Annotated in this window: 16 protein-coding genes and 1 riboswitch; of the genes, 9 read left to right on the plus strand and 7 right to left on the minus strand. The window is 70.4% G+C overall.

Features of this window, described 5'->3' with window-relative positions:
• Nucleotide 1: 1 nt before the first annotated feature.
• On the minus strand, nucleotides 2-517 hold the full coding sequence (locus FNH13_RS07780) for a hypothetical protein (protein ID WP_143782933.1): 516 nt from the start codon (nucleotides 515-517) through the stop codon (nucleotides 2-4).
• A 296-nt stretch (nucleotides 518-813) separates the two neighbouring features.
• Between FNH13_RS07780 and FNH13_RS07785 the strand changes: the two genes are divergently transcribed.
• Complete coding sequence (locus FNH13_RS07785) at nucleotides 814-1893, plus strand: cell wall-binding repeat-containing protein (RefSeq protein WP_165700055.1); 1080 nt, start codon at nucleotides 814-816, stop codon at nucleotides 1891-1893.
• A 217-nt stretch (nucleotides 1894-2110) separates the two neighbouring features.
• Entirely contained in the window at nucleotides 2111-3379 is a 1269-nt protein-coding gene (locus FNH13_RS07790) for a DUF445 domain-containing protein (protein WP_228266646.1), read from the plus strand.
• Between the two features lie 36 nt (nucleotides 3380-3415).
• Here the strand turns inward: FNH13_RS07790 and FNH13_RS07795 are convergent, their stop codons facing one another.
• Nucleotides 3416-3862: a hypothetical protein gene (locus tag FNH13_RS07795; RefSeq protein ID WP_143782935.1), complete on the minus strand. Its 447-nt coding sequence runs from the start codon at nucleotides 3860-3862 to the stop codon at nucleotides 3416-3418.
• Nucleotides 3863-3983: 121 nt separating this feature from the next.
• Between FNH13_RS07795 and FNH13_RS19750 the strand changes: the two genes are divergently transcribed.
• From FNH13_RS19750 to FNH13_RS07815, 4 genes are all read left to right on the plus strand, one after another.
• A complete protein-coding gene (locus FNH13_RS19750; RefSeq protein WP_143782936.1) occupies nucleotides 3984-4760 on the plus strand; it encodes an AMIN-like domain-containing (lipo)protein in 777 nt (258 codons plus the stop codon).
• A gap of 81 nt (nucleotides 4761-4841) precedes the next feature.
• Nucleotides 4842-4932: riboswitch (SAM riboswitch) on the plus strand.
• A 257-nt stretch (nucleotides 4933-5189) separates the two neighbouring features.
• Nucleotides 5190-5717: a flavin reductase family protein gene (locus FNH13_RS07805; RefSeq protein ID WP_143782937.1), complete on the plus strand. Its 528-nt coding sequence runs from the start codon at nucleotides 5190-5192 to the stop codon at nucleotides 5715-5717.
• A gap of 3 nt (nucleotides 5718-5720) precedes the next feature.
• Nucleotides 5721-6821 (plus strand): dimethylsulfone monooxygenase SfnG, encoded by a 1101-nt coding sequence (gene sfnG / locus FNH13_RS07810; protein WP_143782938.1) that lies wholly within the window; start codon nucleotides 5721-5723, stop codon nucleotides 6819-6821.
• 5 nt (nucleotides 6822-6826) lie between these two features.
• Complete coding sequence (locus FNH13_RS07815) at nucleotides 6827-7354, plus strand: OsmC family protein (protein WP_228266647.1); 528 nt, start codon at nucleotides 6827-6829, stop codon at nucleotides 7352-7354.
• Between the two features lie 10 nt (nucleotides 7355-7364).
• Here FNH13_RS07815 and poxB read toward each other — a convergent pair whose 3' ends face one another.
• A complete protein-coding gene (gene poxB, locus FNH13_RS07820; protein ID WP_267873012.1) occupies nucleotides 7365-9092 on the minus strand; it encodes a ubiquinone-dependent pyruvate dehydrogenase in 1728 nt (575 codons plus the stop codon).
• 169 nt (nucleotides 9093-9261) lie between these two features.
• On the opposite strand from poxB, the gene FNH13_RS07825 reads away from it, so the two are divergent.
• Entirely contained in the window at nucleotides 9262-11334 is a 2073-nt protein-coding gene (locus tag FNH13_RS07825) for a heavy metal translocating P-type ATPase (protein ID WP_143782940.1), read from the plus strand.
• On the opposite strand, the gene FNH13_RS07830 is transcribed toward FNH13_RS07825, so the two are convergent.
• Complete coding sequence (locus tag FNH13_RS07830; RefSeq protein ID WP_143782941.1) at nucleotides 11309-12388, minus strand: SAM-dependent methyltransferase; 1080 nt, start codon at nucleotides 12386-12388, stop codon at nucleotides 11309-11311. The genes FNH13_RS07825 and FNH13_RS07830 overlap by 26 nt on opposite strands.
• A gap of 86 nt (nucleotides 12389-12474) precedes the next feature.
• Between FNH13_RS07830 and FNH13_RS07835 the strand changes: the two genes are divergently transcribed.
• A complete protein-coding gene (locus tag FNH13_RS07835) occupies nucleotides 12475-15348 on the plus strand; it encodes an AfsR/SARP family transcriptional regulator (RefSeq protein WP_143782942.1) in 2874 nt (957 codons plus the stop codon).
• 212 nt (nucleotides 15349-15560) lie between these two features.
• On the plus strand, nucleotides 15561-19535 hold the full coding sequence (hrpA, locus tag FNH13_RS07840; RefSeq protein ID WP_202878900.1) for an ATP-dependent RNA helicase HrpA: 3975 nt from the start codon (nucleotides 15561-15563) through the stop codon (nucleotides 19533-19535).
• A 107-nt stretch (nucleotides 19536-19642) separates the two neighbouring features.
• On the opposite strand, the gene FNH13_RS07845 is transcribed toward hrpA, so the two are convergent.
• Genes FNH13_RS07845 through FNH13_RS07855 form a run of 3 tightly spaced genes read right to left on the minus strand, consistent with a single transcriptional unit; the run spans nucleotide 19643 to nucleotide 21790 of the window.
• Nucleotides 19643-20434, minus strand: coding sequence for a DsbA family protein (locus tag FNH13_RS07845; protein WP_228266703.1), 792 nt, complete (start codon nucleotides 20432-20434; stop codon nucleotides 19643-19645).
• 26 nt (nucleotides 20435-20460) lie between these two features.
• Nucleotides 20461-21048, minus strand: coding sequence for a vitamin K epoxide reductase family protein (locus tag FNH13_RS07850; protein ID WP_143782945.1), 588 nt, complete (start codon nucleotides 21046-21048; stop codon nucleotides 20461-20463).
• Nucleotides 21049-21085: 37 nt separating this feature from the next.
• Complete coding sequence (locus FNH13_RS07855) at nucleotides 21086-21790, minus strand: copper resistance CopC family protein (RefSeq protein WP_143782946.1); 705 nt, start codon at nucleotides 21788-21790, stop codon at nucleotides 21086-21088.
• Between the last annotated feature and the right edge of the window lie 34 nt (nucleotides 21791-21824).

A 21824-nucleotide genomic window follows, 5' to 3' on the forward strand; every position in this document is an offset into this window, starting at 1 on the left:
GTCAGCCAGAGGTGATGGTCCGATCGCCCAACCGCCCTGGCGCCTTCAGCTTCGCGGTCGCGGCCTTCGCCATGTTGGCACCCTCGACAGGGGCGGCGACCTTCAGCTCGTACCACTGGTCGCCGAAGTGCAGAACGGCCCCTCCGCTCGTGAGCGACAGGCGGTCCACGACCGTCGGTCCCTCAGCGGTCCCCAACGGGAACGCGACGTCGATCGTGCGGACCTCGCCGGGAGGCAGCTCCAGGGCGATGAGGTGTTGGTAGGTGCTGCGGAACCGGCGTCCGTCCGGCCGGTGAGGCGTGTCCCGATCCCGCATGCCGGGGTGGCCCTGGTTGTCGCCCACGTCCTCGAGGGTGAAGTCCAGGTGGTGGATCGTCCGCGGCTCGGACTCGTGACCGGTCAGCGTCACCCGGGCATAGATCACCTGGTCCGCCCAGTCGAACTTCTTCGGTGCCTCCAGGCCGACCTTGATGCCGCCGGTGTTGAAGGTCTTCTTGATCTTGTCGAACAGGCCCATCGTCTGTCTCCCTCGTGACGGTCTGTGCGCAGCGCATGCTGGCGCGGCTCTCCTCGTCGTGTGTCTCGACCCTAGGAGTGGCGCGAGCCTCGCGGCATCCGTCCTCAGGATGACTTCCCCCGCCGTAGGTAGGTTCTGATGTGCTCTCTCACGGCCTCCGGACCGAAGTCGTCTCCCAGGAGGTGGCGGTCGGCACCCTTCAATAGCATCAGCGTCAGATCGGCTCGTCCCCGTGCCGACCAGCGCAGACGTGGATCGTCCCCGCTCCCGGCCGCGCTCCTGTGAAAGGACCGATGGTGAATAGAACGCTCCGGTGGACCCTGTCCATAGCGGCGACCGTGGCGGTGGTTGCCGCACCCGCCGCAGCATCGACCCCGGTCCCTCCAGAGGACGCCCACGTCGTGGTCGACCGTCTCGCCGGCGCTGACCGCTACCAGACGGCTGCCCTGGTGAGTGCGCAGTTCCCGGACGGCGTGGACACCGTCTATCTGGCCAATGGTGAGGACTGGGCCCAGGGAGCCGACGCCGTTGCGGCAGGTGCTGCAGCCGGAAGCGGCACGGTGCCGCCGCTCGTCGCTGACCCCTCCGGTCGTCCGGCTCCCATCCTGCTGGTGCGGGCGGGCGGCATACCGGCGGCGACGCGAGTGGCGCTGGAGGAACTCGCGCCGACCACCGCGGTCATCCTGGGCGGCCCGCTGGTCGTGAACCCGTCCGTGGACGAGGCTCTCGTGGCAGCCGGCATCGAGCCGATACGAGTGTTCGGGCAGGACCGCTATGGCACAGCAGCGGTGCTCGCGACCACCTTCGAGCCAGGATTCGACACCGTCTACGTCGCCTCTGGTCAGCCGCTGATCCCCAAGCCTCCGTTCGTGCCGATGATGCCTGATGCGCTCACCGCCTCGGCGCGTGCCGGCGCTGAGGGGGCACCGGTGCTGCTGACCAAGTCGTCGAGCCTGCCTGTCGTGATGCGCCAGGCACTGGAGGCTCTCGACCCGCCGAGCATCACGATCGTCGGAGGACTGGGGACCGTGTCGGCGTATGTGGAGAGCGAGCTGCGACAGATCGCACCGGTCAGCCGGATCAGTGGCTCCACCCGGTTCGAGACGGCCGCGAAGTTGTTTGAGGACTATGAGTCGGGAGCACCGACGACCTATCTGGCCTCGGGAGAGTGGTTCGCCGACGCACTATCGGTGTCGTCCCTGGCCGCCTCGCAGGGGGCTCCCGTGCTGCTGGCCAACCAGTCCCGCCTGCCAGGCGCAACGCGTGACGGGCTGGTTTCGCTCGACCCGGACACCGTCAGGTTCGTCGGTGGACCGGGTGTGCTGAGCGACGACTTGATGCTCGAGGTCGAGGAGCTGCTGGCTCCGACTCCCTGACGCGGTCGCCCTGACGCGGTCTCGCTGACTCAGGTCGCTGGCTCGGGCTCCCTGACTTGGTCTCCCTGGCTCGGGCTCGATGGCTCGGGCTCGATGGCTCGGGCTCGCTGGCCGCGCTGGCCATGTCACGCCCGTACCCTAAGGGCCGGAGTTGTCGGCCGGGGCAGGCCCGGGGCGGAAGGAACCAGATGAGCACTACCAGGAGTTCACTCCCGTGATGGCGACGGCGACCGCAGCGCGTTCCTCCCTCGCGTTCGGTGCCGACGACGCGGCGCGGCGCGCCAACCTGCGACGGATGCGCTGGCTGGCCACGAGCTTGCTGGTGCTGGCCGCGATCGTCTTCGTCCTCACCCACGGGCGCGACGGCGCCTGGGGCTACGTCAACGCAGCCTCCGAGGCGGCGATGGTCGGGGCGGTGGCGGACTGGTTTGCGGTGACGGCGCTGTTCCGGCACCCGCTCGGGATCCCGGTCCCACACACAGCCATCATCCCCCGACGCAAGGACATGCTCGCCCGCAGCCTTGAGCAGTTCGTCGCCGAGAACTTCCTGACCGAGCAGACCATCCGGGAGAGGTATCTGGACGCAGAGGTCACCCGGCGGGCGGGGGAGTGGCTCAGCGACCCGGTCAATTCCGAACGGGTCATCCAGGAGGCCGCACCCCTGGCCTCACGCGTCCTGGAGCGCGTGGGCGGGACGGACCTGCAGGAGTTTGTCGAGCAGACCTTGCTGCCCAGGGTGCGCCGCGAGCCGCTCAGCCCCCTCGCCGGTCACCTGCTCGAGCAGGTCGTCCGCGACGACGCCCACCGCGGACTGATGGACATCGGGTTCCGGGAACTCCACTCCTGGCTGGTGGCGCACCCGGGGGACGTCACCCGCATCATCGGCGCCCGAGCGCCCGCCTGGTCGCCGAAGTGGGTGGACGACATGGTCGCCTCCCGGGTCTATCAGGAGCTTGTCGCCTGGGCCAAGGACGTCAACGACGACCCGCAGCACCGGGTCCGTCAGGCCCTGGACTCCTACCTGGCTGACCTGGCCCGCGACATGCAGCACGACCCGGACACCATGGCCAACGCCGAGCGGCTCAAGGATCGCCTCCTCGACCACCCACAGGTCGGTCCGAGCGTGGTCGCGGTGTGGGACGCCGTCAAGATCGTGCTGCTCGAGCAGCTCGCCGACCCGCTGGGCCAGCTGCGTACCCGGTTGGCACGGGAGCTGGAGGATCTGGGCGGGCGGATGATGACCGACGACGTGCTGCGGGGACGGCTGGACGCGTGGGGTGCAGACGCGGCAGCAGTGCTCATCTCGCGCTACGGCTCAGAGTTGACCACCGTGATCAGCCACACCATCGAGCGGTGGGACGGCCGCGACGCCTCCGACCGGATCGAGCTGCACGTCGGCCGTGACCTTCAGTTCATCCGGATCAACGGCACCGTCGTCGGCGGCCTGGTCGGGTTGCTGATCCACACGGTCTCGCAGCTGCTCTGAGCCGGCTGCCCTGAGCCGGCCAGGAGCTCCAGCAGATCAGGCTGCCCGACTCGCGGTCGGCAGCACGAGGGCCCCGTCCAGGGTGACCAGGTGCATGCCGATCAGTGGCACCTCCGCCTCCGCGCAGGCCTCCAGCGCGACCTGGTGCCAGGCGCGGTCCTCGTCGCTGACCGGGCCGGTCTCGCGGACCATGGCCATGACCAGACCGAGCGGTCCGCTGTGCTCGTCGCTGACCATCTCGCAGAGGGCAGTCGCCCAGCGTATCGCCGTCCAGCGCTGCTCCTCGCTGGGCGGGTCGGGCACGTCGGCCACCAGGACGGGCTGCAGCAGCCGCCCGTCGGCGTCACAGAAGAGGAAGGCCAGGCCACCGGCGAGGCGATCGTCCGGCTCGACGAACGCCTCCAGGGCGTCGTTGGCCACGTCAGGGTCGTAGAGGGAGGGCATCTGGGTCCGGGCATCGAGGTCGAAAGTCTTATTGCTCATGGGGTGAATCTGAAGCAAACCCCTCGATCGGCGCTGAGGTTTTCCACAGCACCGTAGTGACCTGCGCATCTGTGGCGACGATGACGTCGTGGGCCGCCGGTCCCGGGTTTACGCTGAGGGTATGGCGGGCGCTCACCGAGGAGCCGAGGCCGTGGCGGTCTTCGCCACGGTCCTGGCGCTCGCGGCCTGCGGCACTCAGATCGAGCAGGACGAGTCGATCACGATCGGTCCGACGGCACCGTCCGAGGCGACCGACTCCGCGGAGGACACCGACACGCTGGACGACGCGGACAGTACCGCTCCCACCGCCACCCCACCTGCACCCGCCCCACCCGCACCCGCCCCGCCCGGCGCCACTGCCGAGCAGGACCCCTCCGGCGGCGGGAGCACTGCACCCACCACGACCGAGGGCACGGCCGGTGTCGCAGACGGCGACGATGCCACGAGCGCGTTGCCCGACTTTGCCGCGCCCGGAACGCTGCTCACCCGCGACCCGGCGGCAGGGGTGCAGCTCCTGGTCGATGACGTGCGCCTGGGCGTGCAGGACGGCTACGACCGCGTGGTGCTCGACCTGTCCGGGACCGGGGAGGTGGGCTGGCGGGTGGAGTATGTCGACGACCCAGCCCTCGACGGCAGCGGGACCCCCGTCGACCTCACCGGCCCGGCCGTCCTGGTGGTCACTGCCCAGGGCATGGCCTACCCGGAGCCGGACGACCCGGCCTACGACGACGGGCTGCTGCTCGTCGACGGAGGGGAGCTGCAGACAGTCACCGAGGTGCTGCGCGGCGTGCCCTTCGAGGGGCAGCTCCAGGTGTATGTCGGGCTGGAGACCGAGACGCCCTTCCGGGTGTTCCGACTCAGTGGTCCCGAGCGCCTCGTCATCGACGTCCAGCACTGAACACCCCGCCGAGGAAACGGATCCTTCGGCGCGCCCAGTCTGTGTCTTGACTTTGCCGAAGATCCTGTGATTGTCTGGGTCCACCCATCCAGAGCGGCCGAGAGATCTGGCTCGTTGACGCCGCAGCAACCATCCACGTCCGGACAGGTGCTCACGCCAGGATCGATGGAGGCATCGTGCACCACCGCACCACGCTCGGCCCGGCCGAACCACCACTGACCGTGCACCGCCCGCACCTGCGTCGCGACGTCGACCTGATGCGCCGGGCGGTCAGCGCCTGTCGCTCCTGACGCGCTGCCCGCCGAACTTTCTGCGCGTCCGCCCGACGCACCCGCTGCCCAACCCCGCTCGCTGACCCGCGGGCCGAGCCGGCCAGCACACCCCACACACCTGCGGTCCGGCATACCGGACCCTGCTCGAAGGAACCTCATGTCCGCACAACCACTCACCCACCCCACCGTCCCTCCGGACGTCCACCTCGACCTGCGCACCGCGTTCGGGCAGGCCGCCGCCAGCACCTGGGTCGTCACCGGCTCAGGGGAGCGCGGCCCGGTCGGCTTCACCGCGATCTCGATCATCTCGGTCTCGCTCACCCCGCCGCTCGTCTCCTTCAACATCAGCAAGAACTCGTCCTCGCTGGTCACCCTCGCCCACACCGGCCGTGCCGCGCTGCACCTGCTCGGGGAGGGCCAGGAGGCACTGGCCCAGCGCTTCGCGCGGGACCGCAGCAAGCGGTTCGTCGACGACGACGTGTGGGCCTATGACGACCACGGTCTGCCGCGGCTGCGTGACGTCCGGGTCCGGCTCATCACCCGGGTCCAGGACCTGGTGGACGCCGGCGACAGCTTCGTGACGATCGCTCGCGTCGAGCACGCGACGACTGTCCCCGGACGCCCGCTGCTGCACCACGCCGGCGCCTACGCCCCGCTCGCCACCCCGACCACCGCAGGAGCCTGACTGATGACGACCTACGACCTGACCACGCCCGAGGACCTGTCCTTCGCCTACTGGGTGCCCAACGTCTCCGGCGGCCTGGTGGTCTCCACCATCGAGCAGCGGACCAACCACACCCCGGACTACAACCGGGAGGTGGCGCAGACCGCCGAGCGGGTCGGTTTCGACTACGCGCTCACCCAGGTGCGTTACCTGGCCTCGTATGGCGCGGACGCCCAGCACGAGTCCGTCTCGTTCTCGCTCGGGTTGCTCGCAGCGACCGAGCGGCTCAAGGTGATCGCCGCCGTGCACCCCGGGCAGTGGCCACCGACCATCCTGGCCAAACTCGCCGCCACGGCGCAGGATCTGCACAACAACCGCCTCGCGCTCAACGTCGTCTCCGGCTGGTTCAAGCGGGAGTACACCGACCTCGGCCTGCCGTGGCTGGACCACGAGGAGCGCTACCGCCGCGCCGAGGAGTTCATCGAGGTGCTGCGCGGGCTGTGGACCGAGGACGACTTCACCTACCGGGGCGACTTCTATCGCACCCGCGACGTGACCTTCCGGCCGCAGCCGAAGCTCCAGCCGGAGGTCTTCCAAGGGGGCAACTCCACCTCGGCCCGGGCGATGGCGGGGCGGCTGTCCGACTGGTACTTCATGAACGGCAACACCCTGGACGGCGCCGCCGAGCAGATCCAGGACGTGGGCGCCCAGGCGGCCGCCAACGGTCGCCGGGTCCGCTTCGGGCTCAACGGATTTGCCGTCGTGCGGGACACCGAGGCGGAGGCGCGGGAGGTGGTCGAGGAGATCATCGCCAAGGCCGACGTGGACAAGGTCAACGACTTCGGCAACGCGGTCAAGCAGGCCGGTGCGGCGACGGCGGACAAGAAGGGCATGTGGGCCGACAGCGAGTTCAAGGACCTCGTGCAGTACAACGACGGCTTCCGCACCGGACTGATCGGCACGCCCGACCAGGTGGCCGAGCGGATCGTGGAGTTCAAGAAGGTCGGCGTTGATCTGCTGCTGCTGGGCTTCCTGCACGTGCGGGAGGACGTCGAGCGGTTTGGCACCGAGGTGATCCCACGGGTGCGGGAACTGGAGCGACGGGCCGGGCTGCTGGCATCATGACGACGGTGGAGACTGACTTCGACGTGGCCGCTGCGGCCGCCGCCCTGCGAGACCGGCAGAAGTCGATCAAGGCGGGCTACCGTGAGGATCCGGCCACGGCCCTGACGCCCAGCACGGCCACGGCCCGAGTCGACCAGGCGGGGCTGACAGCGACGGTCGGCACCTGGGCCGGAGACGTGGTGGCCGGGCTGCACCCAGCGGCCGGCGGCGACGGCTCCCAGGCCTGCTCCGGTGACATCATCCTGCAGGCACTGGTCGCCTGTGCCGGGGTGACGCTGTCCTCGGTCGCGACCGCGCTCGGCGTGGAGCTGCGCTCGGCGACGGTGACCGCCAACGGCACCTGGGACGCGCGCGGCACCCTCGGTGTGGACCGCGACGCGCCCGTCGGCCTGGGCGACATCGAGCTGGTCTTCGACCTGGACACCGACGCCGACGACGACAAGGTCGCCCGGTTGCTGGAACTCACCGAGCGCTACTGCGTCGTGGCCCAGACCCTCACCCAGCCCACGGGGGTGACTCTGCGTCGGCGGTGAGCGGGTCGGCTCAGAACAGCTGTCGCAGATTGGCTCGCGCCAGGTCGAGCAGCTCGTCACCGCGCCCGGAGAAGACGGTGCGGAGGGCATAGAGCGTGAAGCCCTTGACCTGCTCGGCCTGGATCGCGGGCGGGATGGTCAGCTCCTCCCGCTCGGTGACCACGTCGAGCAGGGCAGGGCCGTCGTGATCCAGGATCTCCTGCAGCGCGCCGGGCAGGTCCTTGGAGCGCTCCACCCGGATGCCCTTCAGGCCCAGGGCGGTGGCCACGGCGGCCAGGTCGGGGTTCTCCAGGTCCGTCGCATAGGTGACATAGCCGGCGGCCTTCATCTCCAGCTCGACGAAGTTCAGCGAGGAGTTGTTGAGCACCACGACCTTGACCGGCAGGTCGTTCTGGGTCAGGGTGAGCAGCTCTCCGAGCAGCATCGTCAGGCCCCCGTCTCCCGAGAGCGTCACGATCTGCCGCTCGGGGTATGCCGACTGGGCGCCGACCGCCTGCGGCAACGCGTTGGCCATGCTCCCGTGGAGGAACGAGCCGATGATCCGGCGGCCGCCCCCACCAGTGAGATACCGGGCGGCATAGACGACCGGTGACCCCACGTCGGGGATGAAGACCGCGTCAGGTGCGGCGAGCTCGTCCACCAGGCGCGCGACATACTGCGGGTGGATGGCCCGGCCCCGCTTGCTGGGGGCCGCCAGGTCGTCCAGCTTCTCCCGGGTCTTGCGGTAGTGCTTGAGCGAGTCCTGCAGGTGACGGCGCTTCTTCTTGTGCTGCAGCATCGGGTGCAGGGCGCGCACGGTGTCGGCCACGTCGCCGACCAGGCCCAGGTCCAGCGGGACCCGTCGGCCCAGCTGCTCACCCCGCAGGTCCACCTGCACGATCCGCGCCTGTGGCGGATAGAACTGCTGGTAGGGGAAGTCGGTGCCGAGCATCAGCAGGACGTCGCTGTCCATCATCGCCCGATAGCCGGAGGCGAAACCGAGCAGACCGGTCATGCCCACGTCGAAGGGGTTGTCGTGCTCGATGAACTGCTTGCCGCGCAGGGCGTGGACGATCGGGGCACCCAGCGTGTCAGCGAGAGCGATCACCTCGTCGTGGGCGTCCTCGACGCCCGCGCCCGCGAGGATGGTGACCCTGTCGCCGCCGTTGAGCAGCTCGGCCGCGGCCCGCAGCTCGTCCTCGGCGGGGGTGACGTGCGGGCGGGCACGGGTGATGACGCTGACCCGCTCGTCCTCGATCTCCTGGAGGGCGATGTCACCGGGGATGACCACGACCGCGACGCCGCGCTTCTCGATGGCGGTGCGCATCGCGATCTCCATGACCCGCGGCATCTGGGAGGGATGGGCGACCAGCTCGGCATACACACTGCACTCGGAGAAGATCTGCTGGGGATGGGTCTCCTGGAAGTAGCCGCTGCCGATCTCGTTGCTGGGGATCTGCGCCGCGATCGCCAGCACCGGCACCCGGGTGCGGTTGGCGTCGAAGAGTCCGTTGATCAGGTGCAGGTTGCCCGGCCCGCAGCTGCCCACGCAGACAGCGAGATCGCCGGTCAGCTCCGCGTCGGCAGCGGCGGCAAAGGCGGCGCCCTCCTCGTGGCGCACATGGATCCACCGCAGGGTGCCGTCGGCGCGCAGGGCGTCGGTGAAACCGTTCAGCGAGTCACCGGGCACGCCATAGACGCGACGAACCCCGTTGGCGACGAGCTGCGCGACCATGTTCTCGGCAATGGACGTGGGCACGGTGACCTCCCGGGTGAGTGGGTGCGTGTCTCCTCGACGCTAGCGCTCCGGTGACGCTCCTGCCCGCCCGCGGTCGTGCACGGCTGCGGGTCACCTGGCAGGTTGATGGAATGGTTCCGGTGTCGGCCCGGTTGGCACGTATACCCCATACGGGTATCAAGGAGGCGTGATGACACAGCACGACGTCGGGCACGAGCACGGCGATCACCAGCAGAGCGACCACAAGGGTCACGGGGCGCACGAAGGTCATGGCGGCGGTGGGCACGACCACGGTGACCACGGTGACCACGTGGCCATGTTCCGACGTCTGTTCTGGATCATGCTGGTGCTCGCGGTCCCCACCGTGCTGACCAGCCCGATGTTTGCCGACCTGCTGGGGTATCAGCTGCCCGATGTGCCCGGCATCGGGTGGGTCGCACCGGTGCTCGGCACCGTGATGTTCGTCTGGGGCGGCCGGCCCTTCATCACCGGGGCGATCGAGGAGATCCGCTCCCGCGCTCCAGGGATGATGCTGCTCATCGGCATGGCGATCACCGTCGCCTTCGTGGCCTCGCTCGCGGCCAGCGTCGGACTCATCTCACACACCCTGGAGTTCTGGTGGGAGCTGGCGCTGCTGATCGTGATCATGCTGCTGGGTCACTGGATCGAGATGCGGTCCCTGGCGCAGACGTCCTCGGCGCTGGACTCGCTGGCGGCGCTGCTGCCAGACGAGGCGGAGCGGGTCGAGGGCGACGAGATCGTCGCGGTCGACCCCGCCGAGCTGGTGATCGATGACGTGGTCGTGGTCCGTCCTGGTGGGCGGGTCCCTGCGGACGGCGTCGTGACCCAGGGCGCGGCCGCGATGAACGAGTCGATGATCACTGGTGAGTCCGCCGCAGTGCGCCGCAGTGTGGGTGATCAGGTCGTGGCTGGCACCGTGGCCACCGACTCCGGCTTGCGCGTGCGGGTGTCGGCGGTGGGCGACGACACGGCACTTGCCGGCATACGTCGTCTGGTTGCTGAGGCGCAGGGGTCCTCGAGTCGCGCCCAGCGTCTTGCTGACAGGGCAGCCGCCTGGCTGTTCTGGTATGCCCTCGGTGCGGCGATCATCGCTGCGGTCGTCTGGCTCCTGGTCAGTGATCCCGCCACCACGCTGGAACGCGTCATCACCGTGCTGATCATCGCCTGCCCGCACGCCCTCGGACTGGCGATCCCGCTGGTCGTCTCCATCACCACCGAGCGCGCAGCCCGCGGTGGCGTGCTGGTTAAGGACCGGCTCGCCCTGGAGCAGATGCGCACGGTGGACACCGTCCTGTTCGACAAGACCGGCACCCTGACCCGCGGCGAGCCTGCTGTGACAGGCGTCCACAGCGTCGGTATGCCGGAGGGCGAGTTGCTCGCCCTGGCTGCGGCTGCGGAGACCGACAGTGAGCACCCGCTGGCCAAGGCCATCGTCCGTGCGGCCCGAGAGCAGGGGCTCGACGTGCCGGCGGCGACGAACTTCAGCGCCTCGCCAGCCGTCGGTGTGCGTGCGACCGTCGGCGGCGCCACCGTGCGGGTCGGTGGCCCCTACCTGCTCGAGGAGGAGCGGCTGGACCCGCTGCCGCAGACCGAGCCGTGGGCCGGTGCGGGTGCCACGGTCCTGCATGTCGTGCGTGACGGGCAGGCCATCGGAGCGCTGTCCGTCGCTGACGAGATCCGGCCCGAGTCGCGTGAAGCCGTCGAGGCGCTGCACCACGCCGGGCTGCAGATCGTGATGATCACCGGCGACGCCGAACCGGTGGCCCGCGCCGTCGCCGCCGAGCTGGGCATCGACGAGGTCTTCGCCGGGGTGCGTCCCGAGCACAAGGCTGACAAGGTCGCCGAGCTGCAGGATCGTGGCCGGACGGTGGCCATGGTGGGCGACGGTGTCAACGACGCCCCCGCCCTGGCCCGCGCCGACGTCGGCATCGCCATCGGTGCCGGCACGGATGTTGCCATCGCCTCCGCCGGGGTGATCCTGGCCAGCGACGACCCGCGCTCGGTCCTGTCCATCATCCGGCTCTCGCGGGCTGCCTACCGCAAGATGACCCAGAACCTGTGGTGGGCCGCCGGCTACAACCTGGTTTCGGTGCCCCTGGCCGCGGGAGTCCTGGCGCCCGTGGGCTTCGTGATGCCGATGGCCGTCGGTGCCATCCTGATGTCGCTGTCGACCGTCATCGTGGCCCTCAACGCCCAGACCCTGCGCCGCCTGGACCTCAGCCCTGGGGCCGCGCCTCGATGACCATGGTGAAGTCGTTCTCGGCGGCCCGCCGGATCGTGCCAAAGCCCGCCTCGGCGAGCGTCGCGCGCAGCCGCTGCTCCCCGGACAGGGAGCCGAGGCCGAGTCCCACCGGCTGGGACAGGGAGTTCGGGGTGCACAGGAAGGTCGAGGCCGCGAACCCCAGGGCGGCCATCGGTATCGTGCCGAGCGTGGTGGCCAGGTCGTCGGCGGCCCGGGGCTCGACCAGCACCAGCGTGCCGTCCGGCGCGAGTGACCGGCGGGCGTGAGCGGCCGCTCCGACCGGGTCGCCCAGGTCGTGGAAGGCGTCGAAGAAGGTGATGACATCGACGTCGCGGTCCTGGTAGCCGTGGCAGAAGTTGACCTCGAACCGCACCCGGTCGCCGACCCCGGACTCCGCAACACGTTGGGTCGCGATCTCGATCGACTCGGGGTGCATGTCATAGCCGATGAACTGCGAGGCGGGATAGGCCTGCGCCAGCAGGATCAGCGGTGCCCCGCGCCCGCAGCCGACGTCGAGGACCGTGGCCCCGGCCTGCAGTTTGTCGTGGACGCCGTCGAGGGCCGGGATCCACTCGCTGACCAGGGCATTGCGATAGCCGACCGCGAAGAACCGTTCGGTCGACTCGAACGTCGCGGGGTCCTGGTCGGCCCACGGGATGCCAGCGCCGGTGCGAAAAGCCTCGACCAGCTGGTCGGTCCGGCGGTGCATCCCGCTGACCAGCGGGGCGGCGCCGATCATCGCGGCGGGTGACTCGTCGAAGGCCAGCACGGCGGCGTGCTCGGGCGGCAGCGTGAACGTGCCGGCCCCGGGGTCGTAGGTCACGAAACCGACCGCGGCCTGCTGCGCGAGCCATTCGCGCACATAGCGTTCAGCGGTGCCGGTCTGCTCGGCGAGCTGCGCGGAGGTGAGGGGCCCGCCTGCTGCCATGGCGGCATACAGGCCGGTGCGGTCACCGACCACCATCATCGCGGCCGTCGCGCCGCCGGCGAGCATAGCGCCGACCTGCTGCGCAAAGACTCCGACCCGTTCGAGGTCGAGGGTTGCTGTGGACATGGTTCCTCCTGGTGGAATGGGAACCCCAGCGTGCCCGGCGCGCATTTCACGGGAGTTTCACCGCCGCCTCGGGCATAGTTGAGGTGATGCCAGAACTGCGATTCGGCGTGCTCGGAGCGTTGGAGGTCCACGTCGACGGCCACCTGCGGCACATCCCGCCGGGGCGTCAACGGGCGGTGCTTTCCTGCCTGCTGGCCCACGGCAGGCACCCGGTGGGAGCGGACTCGCTCATCGAGGCGGCGTGGCCACGTGACCTGCCGGACGACCCGCCGAGTGCGCTGCGCACCGTGCTCTCCAGACTGCGAACTCGCCTGGGGCACACCGCGATCGAACTGGACCCAGCGGGCTACCGCCTCGTGGCCGGGGTCGTGGATGCCGATGAGTTCGTCACGCTCCTCGACTCCTCCCGCTCCGCCGAGCCCGGGGTCGCCCGGGACCTGCTGAGCCGCGCCCTGGCACTGTGGCGGGGTCCGGCACTGGGGGAGTATGCCGACGCGCCCTTCGCCACCGACCTCGCCGGGCACCTCGAGCAGTTGCGCGCAGAGGCGCGGGAGGGGCAGGCAGCCGCACTCATCGAGACCGGGGAGCCGGCTGCGGCAGTCCCGGTGCTGGCGCAGCTGGTGACCGACGAGCCGTTCCGGGGGCGGGCGGTCGAGTTGCTCGCGACGGCGCTCTATCACTCCGGACGGCAGACCGAGGCGCTGCAGGGGCTGCGAGAACACCGGGCGCTGCTGGGTGGTGAGCTCGGGCTGGACCCCTCACCGGACCTGGTCGAGCTCGAGGAGCGCATCCTCGGGCACGAGCTCGCCGCGCCACGTCGGCGGCCCTCCGGGTCCTCGTCGTCCGGCCTTCGGGTGTGGCTGGACACCTCCACCCCCTTCATCGGGCGGGAGGAGGAGCTCGCCGACCTGGCCGGGGCGGTCGTCGCGAACCACGTGACCGTCGTGACCGGTCCGGGTGGTGTGGGGAAGTCGCGGCTGGCGGCCGAGTCGCTTCCTGGGTTGCACGAGCGGCTCAGACTGCCGGTCGTGGTGTGCGAGCTGGCCACCGTCTCCGCGGGGCGCGCCGCCACCGCGCTGGCCGACTCACTGGGGCTGCGCACCGAGCCCGAGACCGTGCTGAGCGACCTGGTGGACTACCTCGGCGCGGTGCCGCACCTGCTGGTGCTGGACAACTGCGAGCACCTCGTCGAGGAGGTGGTGCCGGTGGTGACGACGCTGGCCCGGCGCTGCTTCCGGGTGCGGGTGCTGGCCACCAGCCGCCGGCGGCTCGGGGTTTTGACCGAGTTGCAGGTGCCGCTCCAGCCGCTGCGGCTGCCCGACGCCACGGAGCCGGTGAGCACCCAGGGGTCCGCCGCGTCGGTACGCCTCTTCGGCGATCGGGTGCGCCGGCTGCGGCCGTCCTTCGCCGTGACGGCCGACAACACCGCCCAGGTGGCCGAGCTCTGTCGGCGCTGCGACGGGCTGCCGCTGGCGCTGGAGCTGGCGGCCTCCCGCACCGCCACCTCCTCGCTCGGCGAGGTCCTCGCGCAGATGGCGGCGCGAACGCATGTCGGGCTGAGTGCCGTCGTGGCCTGGTCCTACGGGCTGCTCACCTCCGAGCAGCGTGCGTTGCTGGACCTCGTGTCGGTCTTCGGTGGCGACTTCACCGCGGAGGACGTGCGCGGGCTGACCGCTCACCTGCCCGGTTGGGAGGCGGACACCACGTCGGCGCTGGCGGAGATCGTCGAGTCGTCGCTCGTGGCGCACCACCTGGTGGGCAGCGGGGCGCGGTATCACCTGCTCGAGATGGTCCGGGACTTCGCCGGCCGTCGGCTGGCCGAGTCGGGTCGTGCCCAGCAGGTCTGCCGGGGCCACGCCGAGTGGCAGCGCGAGGTGGTCACGAGGATCCAGGATGACTGGGCGAGCGCCGACGGCCTCGAGCTGGGTGAGCGGATGTCCGCGGCCAGCGCGGAGGTCGTCGTGGCATTGCGCTGGTCCCTCGACGCGCAGGAGAGGGTGCTGGCCTCGCAGATTGCCCATGCGGTGGTCCAGTGCTGGCACTGGACGCCGGGGCCGACGCTGCGGGACCTGATCATCGAGGTGGCGGAGGACGGGGTGCGTCACCCTGGCCCGCACGTCGCGGCAGGGGTCGCTGCCGGGGCGTTCTTCGCGGGGGAGCGCGGCGAAGTGGGTCGCGCCGTCGAGCTCGCCACCGCGTCGCTGGAGATGTCGCAGGACCCGCTGGCGGCCTTGACCGCCGTCCTCGCCCTGGCTGTCGCGGCGATGTACTCCGGGGACCATGCCGAGGCGGTCCGCCGGTTTCGGCAGTTGGCCGAGTCACCGGGCTTCGTCGGCGAGGCCCACACGTCACTGGCCCTGCTCGCCTGCTACGCCGACGACCTGGCGACCGCCCGGGAGCACGCTGAGGTCGCGCTGGCCGCGGGAGCGGCCGGGAGCGACCACACGCTCGCCTTTGCCCGGTATGCCGCCGGGGAGGTGGCGGCGCGTACTGACCCGGAGCGCGGCGTGACCCTGCTGAGGCAGGCGGTGAAGGAGGCCGACCGGGTCGACGCCGAGCAGGTAAGCCGGGTCGCCCGGGTGGCGATCTTCGCTCTGCTCGTGCGCGGCGGGCGGTCTGAGCAGGCCGTCATACTGGGGCTGGACCTGGTCGTCGAGCTGCGCCGGTTGAGCGCCTGGGCCCAGATCTGGACCCTGTTGCGGATGTTCGCCGAGTTGCTGGCCCTCCTCGACCGCTGGTCGGACGCCGCCTTCTTCCTGGGGGCGGCGGCGGGTGCTCCCTCCGCCCCGCCACCCGTGGGTGCCGACATCGAGCGGTATGCCGTGCTCCAGGCCGCCCTGTCAACTCACCTCGGTGATCGGGTCGCCGAGCAGATCGCGTCGCTGGCCGCGGTCACGCCCCGGACGCAAGTGCTCGGCCGGGCCGAGCGTCTTCTCGAGGATCTCAGCAAGCAGCCGTAGCCGCTTGGCCCGCGCGCCGGTCGCGACTCATCAGCTGCAGACATGGTGCGACGCAGTGGTGCCGATGAGGGCGTCATACGTCGCCCAGCACACTGGTGTCGCACGCAGTGCTGTGGATCCACCGACAAAACCTCTCCAAAAACGCGTGGCGCGCCAGCGAAACCTCTCCAAAAATAGGAACTGGCGTGCAATCCGGGACGCGATTTGTGACGATGTCTCTCATGCCCACCGAGCGCGCCAACCCACCTCGGCGTGCCCGCGGACAGCAGCAAGGGGATCAGCGGCGCCGCCCGGGCCGACGTGGCCCGCGGCAGGAGCCGGGTCCGCAGCAGCGCGCCCCGCGTGCCGCCGCTCGCCAGGCCATGCTGCCAGCGAAGATCAACTATCCGCCCGACCTGCCGGTCGTCGAGCGCCGCGCGGACATCGCCGCCGCCATCCGGGACCACCAGGTCGTGATCGTCGCGGGGGAGACCGGCTCGGGCAAGACCACCCAGCTGCCCAAGATCTGCCTCGAGCTCGGCCGGGGCATCCAGGGCACGATCGGGCACACCCAGCCGCGGCGGATCGCAGCCCGCTCGGTGGCCGAGCGGATCAGCGAGGAGCTGGGTGTCGAGCTCGGCACGACGGTCGGCTATCAGGTCCGTTTCACCGACAAGTCCACCCGGGACACGCTGGTCAAGGTGATGACCGACGGCATCCTGCTGGCCGAGCTGCAGCGAGACCGTGACCTGCGCCGTTATGACACGCTCATCATCGACGAGGCCCACGAGCGCAGTCTCAACATCGACTTCATCCTCGGTTACCTCAAGCAGCTGCTGCCGCGCCGCCCCGACCTGAAGGTGATCATCACCTCGGCCACCATCGACGTGGCCCGCTTCGCCGAGCACTTCGCCGACGCCGACGGGCGGCCGGCGCCGGTCGTGGAGGTCACCGGGCGCAGCTATCCCGTCGAGATCCGCTTCCGCCCGTTGACCCGGCCGGGGCCGCCGACCAAGGACGGAGTGCCCCGCGACGTCGAGATCGACCAGGTCACCGGCGTCTGCGAGGCGGTCGAGGAGCTGTGGACCGAGGATCCCGGCGGTGGCCCGGCCGACATCCTGGTCTTCTGCTCCGGTGAGCGAGAGATCCGCGACGTCGCCGATGCCCTGGACGGGATGAACCTGCCGGGCACCGAGGTGCTGCCGCTCTATGGTCGCCTCTCCGCCGCGGAGCAGCACCGGGTCTTCAGCCGGCACTCGGGCCGCCGGATCGTGGTGTCCACCAATGTCGCTGAAACGTCACTGACCGTCCCGGGCATCCGCTATGTCATCGACACCGGCACAGCCCGCATCTCCCGTTACTCCCAGCGACTGAAGGTGCAGCGCCTGCCGATCGAGCCGATCAGCCAGGCCAGCGCCAACCAGCGCTCCGGTCGCTGCGGGCGACTCGCCGACGGCATCGCGGTCAGGCTCTACAGCCAGGAGGACTTCGAGGCCCGGCCCGAGTTCACCGAGCCGGAGATCCTGCGCACCAACCTGGCCTCCGTCATCCTGCAGATGACCAATCTCGGTCTGGGAGACATCGCCGGCTTCCCGTTCCTGGAGCCACCGGACTCACGGCAGATCGCCGACGGTGTGCGCCTGCTCGACGAGCTGCAGGCGATCGACCCCGACGCCCCGGTGCACGTCCCGCGCAAGCGACTGACGCCATACGGCCGGGCGATCGTCGCGCTCCCGGTGGACCCGCGCCTGGCGCGCATGGTGATCGAGGCCGAGCGCAACGGTGCCCTGCGGGAGGTCTCGGTCATCGTCTCCGCACTGTCCATGCAGGACCCGCGTGAGCGACCCGTCGACGCGCAGGCCCAGGCCGACCAGTCGCACGCCCGGTTCAAGGACGAGCACTCCGACTTCATGACGCTGCTCAACCTGTGGCGCTATCTCAAGGAGCAGCAGAAGGCGTTGTCCGGCAGCGCCTTCCGGCGGATGTGCAAGCGTGAGTACCTGCACTATCTGCGGGTGCGCGAGTGGCAGGACCTGCACTCCCAGCTCACGTCGGCGACCAAGTCCCTGGGGCTGCAGGCAAACTCCAACGAGCCCAGCGCAGACCAGATCCACCAGTCGCTGCTGGCCGGCCTGTTGTCGCACGTCGGGCTCTATGACCGGGACAAGCGGGAGTATGCCGGGGCGCGTGGTGCCCGGTTCGTCATCCAGCCCGGGTCGGTCCTGCACCGCAAGAATCCCGACTGGGTGATGACGGCCGAGCTGGTCGAGACCACGCGGCTGTGGGCGCGGGTCAACGCTCCCACCGACCCGGCGTGGGTGGAGCGGGCCGCCGCGCACCTGGTCAAGCGCTCCTACTCCGAGCCGCGCTGGTCCCGCAGTCGCGCCTCGGCTGTCGCGACCGAGCGGGTCACCCTCTATGGCGTGCCGCTCATCGCCGATCGGGCCGTTCCCTATGGGCGGATCGACCCCGAGGTGGCCCGCGACCTGTTCATCCGGCACGGGCTGGTCGAGGGGGACTGGGACACCCGGCACGACTTCTTCCACGCCAACCGGCGGCTGATCCGCGAGCTCGGCGAGCTGGAGGCCCGGGCCAGACGGCGCGACATCCTCGTCGACGACGAGACGCTGGTTGACTTCTATGAGGCACGGATCCCGCCCGAGGTCGTCTCCGGTGCCCACTTCGACACCTGGTGGAAGAGCGCCCGCCGCCAGGACTCCCAACTGCTCACCTTCACCGAGGACCTGCTGGTCAGTGACGATGCCTCGCTGGTCAGCGACACCGACTATCCGGGCACCTGGCGCCAGGGTGACCTGGAGTTCACCGTGACCTACCAGTTCGAGCCCGGGTCCGGCTCGGACGGGGTGACGGTGCACGTGCCCATCGAGGTGCTCAACCAGGTGCGCCCCGACGGCTTCGACTGGCTCGTGCCCGGGCTGCGCGAGGAGCTGGCCACGGCCCTGGTGAAGTCGCTGCCCAAGGACCTGCGTCGCAACTTCGTGCCGGCCCCGGATCACGCCCGGCGGGCCCTGGCCGCGATCGGTGCCCCGCGCGATGAGCAGGAGACCTTCGTTGAGGCGCTGGCCGACGAGCTCGATGCCCGCCGGGTCGTGCCCGTCAGCGCGTCGGACTTCGACGTCGACCGGGTCCCGGACCACCTCAGGGTGACGTTCGCGGTGGAGCGGGCACCGCGGCTGGGGTCGCGGCGTGGCCGCAGCCGGCCCCGGGTCGAGCTGTTGGGGGAGGGCAAGGACCTCGCGGCCCTGCAGGCCGAGCTGGCCCCCGCGGTGCGGACCACGATGGCCCGTGCGGCAGCCAGCATCGAGCGGACGGGACTGACCTCGTGGACCGAGGCGATCGGCATACTGCCCGAGACCTTTGAGCAGCAGGTGGGCGGCAAGACCGTGGTGGGTTATCCGGCCCTGGTCGACACCGGCAAGGCGGTCGACGTGCGGGTGCTGGGCACGGCCTCCGAGGCCGATCGGGCCACACGCGTGGGGGTGCGACGGCTGCTCCTGCTGGGCACGACCCCGCCGTGGAAACGGTTGCTGGCGCTGCTGACGAACCAGCAGAAGCTGTCGCTGGGGCACAACCCGCACGGGTCGGTGCCGTTGCTGCTGCAGGACGCCCTCGCCTGCGCCGTGGACTCAGTGGTGGCGGAGATGCCGGGAGCTCGGGTGCGCAGCCCGCAGGACTTTGACCGGGCGCTGGCGATCGTGAAGCAGCAGGCGGTGCCGCGGGTGCTGCAGATCGTGGAGTCCCTGGCCCCGATCCTGGACACGTCCCGGGAGGTGACGCTCGGGCTCCAGCGGCTCACCGCACCGGCCGCCGCCGAGATGGCTACCGACCTGCGCCGACAGCTGGACCTGCTGATCCGGCCCGGCTTTGTCGCCGCCACCGGGTATCAGCGGCTGCCGCACCTGCGCCGCTATCTGGCGGCGATGGCCGAGCGGCTGGAGAAGGGCGCGCTCGACCTGGCCAAGGACCGCGACCGGATGGCGACGGTGCACACGGTCGAGGAGGAGTTCGCCACGTTCCTGGCCAAGCTGCCCCCGCACCGGCGCCGGGACGAAGACGTCGTGGACATCGGCTGGCTGCTGCAGGAACTGCGGGTCAGCCTGTTCGCCCAGCGCCTCGGCACCCCGCAGCCGGTGTCGCCCAAGCGGATCTATGCCGCGATGGACCGGGCCGAAGACCTCTCATTTTAAGAGAGGTTTTGCAGGTCCCTCCCGCATTTTTGGAGGGGTTTTGTATGTACCGAATCACCCCAAAAATGCGGACCGGGCGTGCACAACCTCCCCAAGAATGGGTGGGCCTACAGACCGAGGGCCGCGGCGAGGCCCTCCGGCGTCTGCTCGCCGTCGAAGCGCTCGCCCTCGATGAGCACCGTCGGCGTGCCGAACCGGCCCGACGGCCCTGCCAGGTCCGGGTCGGCCAGGGCGCGGTCGGTCGCGTCACGCACCCACCCGTCATACTCCCGGTCCAGGATGCAGGCCCGGGTGTCGGAGGAGTCGGCGCCCGCCTCGCTCACCGCCTGGGTCAGCACGTCGTCGTTGACGCTGCCCTGCGCCGCGGCCTGCTGCAGGTCGAACAGGCCCTGGGTGACGTCCAGGAAGGTCCCGGGCTGGTGCGTGGCGACGCACGCGGCGGCGTTGGCGGCGCGGCTGGAGAACTGCGTGCCCTGGCTCGCGTTGTCCATCAGCGCCACCGGGTGCACCGCCACCGTGATGGTCCCGGCCTCGACCTGCTCGCTCAGGAACGGCATGTTCGTGTGCTCGAACGTCAGGCAGTGCGGGCACTGGAAGTCGACGTAGAGGCTCACGCCAGGGACGTCACCGGGCGCCCCGGCCGGGTCGTCGGCCGAGATGCTGCCGGCCTCCCCGGCCAGCAGTATGCCGTCGTCCGTCATGTTCGCAGGGGTGGCGGACGCGCCACCGCCCTGGTTGAGCGCGATGGCGGTCACCACCGCGGCCATAGCGAGGACGGCCACGCCGATGAGGGAGCGAAACACGATCGTCATCCGCTGGTTGCGCGCAGCCGCCTGCTGCTGTTGCTCTCGGATGCGCTCGCGCGCGGACTGGGGTTCGGTCTTCTTCTTCCGTGCCATGTCGGTCACGTCTCCTTGCAGAGTGGTCAGAGGTAGCGCAGGACGTCCAGCCGCAGCTGGGCGAGGAGCGCGATGATGAGGTAGCTGCCCAGCGTGAGCGGGACCAGCCAGGTCAGTAGGTAGGCACCGGCGCGGCGTGGGCCGTCCCCGAGGATCCCGGCCGCGGCGTTGCGCAGGGTGGCGGTGAGGAAGATCGGGATCATGACGGCCCACACGACCATGCACCAGGGGCACAGCGTGCCCAGGACGTAGATGCTCTGGTGGATCAGCCAGAGGACGAACGCCAGGCCGGCGGTGATGCCGGCCTGGAAGAGCAGCCAGAACCAGCGGGCGAAGGTGGCCCCCGCCAGGAGGGCCACCCCGACCGCCACCGGCGCCACGAACCCCGCGAGCCCGAGCAACGGGTTGGGGAACCCGAACACCTCGCCCTGGTCTGAGGTCAGGTTGGCGCCGCACTGCACGACGATGCTGAAGTCACAGCCCAACGCCGCTTCGGGGTCGTCGAGGCTGACGAACTTGGCGAGCACCAGCTCGAACGAGGCCCAGAGTCCGACCAGGCCGGCTGCCACCACGAAGGGTGCGAGCAGTCGCCGGTCGCCGGACTGTGTCTGCACGACGTCTCCGTCCGTCACCGGCGCCGTGTCGTGCGCATCAGCGGTCGCCGCCCTGCTCAGGGGCGCCGCGACGCATGACCCGCACCACGACATACGCCAAGGTCGCGAGGGCCACGACGATCACGACCGGCAGCCACGGGAATCCGCCGGAGGCCTCGTCGGCCTCGTCGTCGGTGTCCTCCGCCGCGTCCGCCGTCGTGGGCGCCGGGTCGGTCGTCGGCTCGGTGGCCGGTTCCGTTGTCGGCTCCGTGGTCTCCGAACCGGTCGTCGGTGCCGGCTCCGTGGTGGTCGGCTCGGTGGTGGTCGGCTCCGCGGTCTCCGGCTCGGGCGCGTCCACCGTGAACGGGGTCACGCCGGAGATGGGGTGCCCGTCCGAGGAGGTGACGCGCCAGGTGACCTCGAAGGAGCCGTTGGGCAGGCCCTCCCGGAGGGGGACGGTGACGTCCCGGCCGTCGACGGTGGGCTCACCCGCCTCCCAGGAGCCACCGTCGCTGTCGGTGACGACCACGGCCGCGCCCATGTCGAGCACCTCGGCGGAGAAGGTCAGCTGCACCTGCGTCGGTGGCTCCTGCAGGGTCTCGCCCTCGGCGGGGCTGCTGTCGGTGAGGGTGTCGTGGGCGTATGCCGCTGAGCCGGTGCCGAGCAGCACGGCGCCCACGAGCAGAGCCGCCAGGGCACCGAGGATGAGATGCGGGATGGATGGAACTGGGCACGTCACAGCGCGCCGGAAACGGGTATGCATGGGTTGTCCTCTGGGCAGGCTCCGCCCGATGGAG

The sequence above is a fragment of the Ornithinimicrobium ciconiae genome (assembly GCF_007197575.1).
Classification (GTDB): Bacteria; Actinomycetota; Actinomycetes; order Actinomycetales; family Dermatophilaceae; genus Ornithinicoccus; species Ornithinicoccus ciconiae.

Coding starts and splice junctions, on each gene's coding strand:
- FNH13_RS19750 (WP_143782936.1), top strand. CDS start 3,984: ATGGCGGGCGCTCACCGAGGAGCCGAGGCCGTGGCGGTCTTCGCCACG.
- FNH13_RS07835 (WP_143782942.1), top strand. CDS start 12,475: ATGCCAGAACTGCGATTCGGCGTGCTCGGAGCGTTGGAGGTCCACGTC.
- FNH13_RS07855 (WP_143782946.1), bottom strand. CDS start 21,790: ATGCATACCCGTTTCCGGCGCGCTGTGACGTGCCCAGTTCCATCCATC.
- FNH13_RS07845 (WP_228266703.1), bottom strand. CDS start 20,434: ATGGCACGGAAGAAGAAGACCGAACCCCAGTCCGCGCGCGAGCGCATC.
- FNH13_RS07830 (WP_143782941.1), bottom strand. CDS start 12,388: ATGTCCACAGCAACCCTCGACCTCGAACGGGTCGGAGTCTTTGCGCAG.
- FNH13_RS07795 (WP_143782935.1), bottom strand. CDS start 3,862: ATGAGCAATAAGACTTTCGACCTCGATGCCCGGACCCAGATGCCCTCC.
- FNH13_RS07780 (WP_143782933.1), bottom strand. CDS start 517: ATGGGCCTGTTCGACAAGATCAAGAAGACCTTCAACACCGGCGGCATC.
- FNH13_RS07790 (WP_228266646.1), top strand. CDS start 2,111: ATGGCGACGGCGACCGCAGCGCGTTCCTCCCTCGCGTTCGGTGCCGAC.
- FNH13_RS07805 (WP_143782937.1), top strand. CDS start 5,190: ATGTCCGCACAACCACTCACCCACCCCACCGTCCCTCCGGACGTCCAC.
- hrpA (WP_202878900.1), top strand. CDS start 15,561: ATGTCTCTCATGCCCACCGAGCGCGCCAACCCACCTCGGCGTGCCCGC.
- FNH13_RS07825 (WP_143782940.1), top strand. CDS start 9,262: ATGACACAGCACGACGTCGGGCACGAGCACGGCGATCACCAGCAGAGC.
- sfnG (WP_143782938.1), top strand. CDS start 5,721: ATGACGACCTACGACCTGACCACGCCCGAGGACCTGTCCTTCGCCTAC.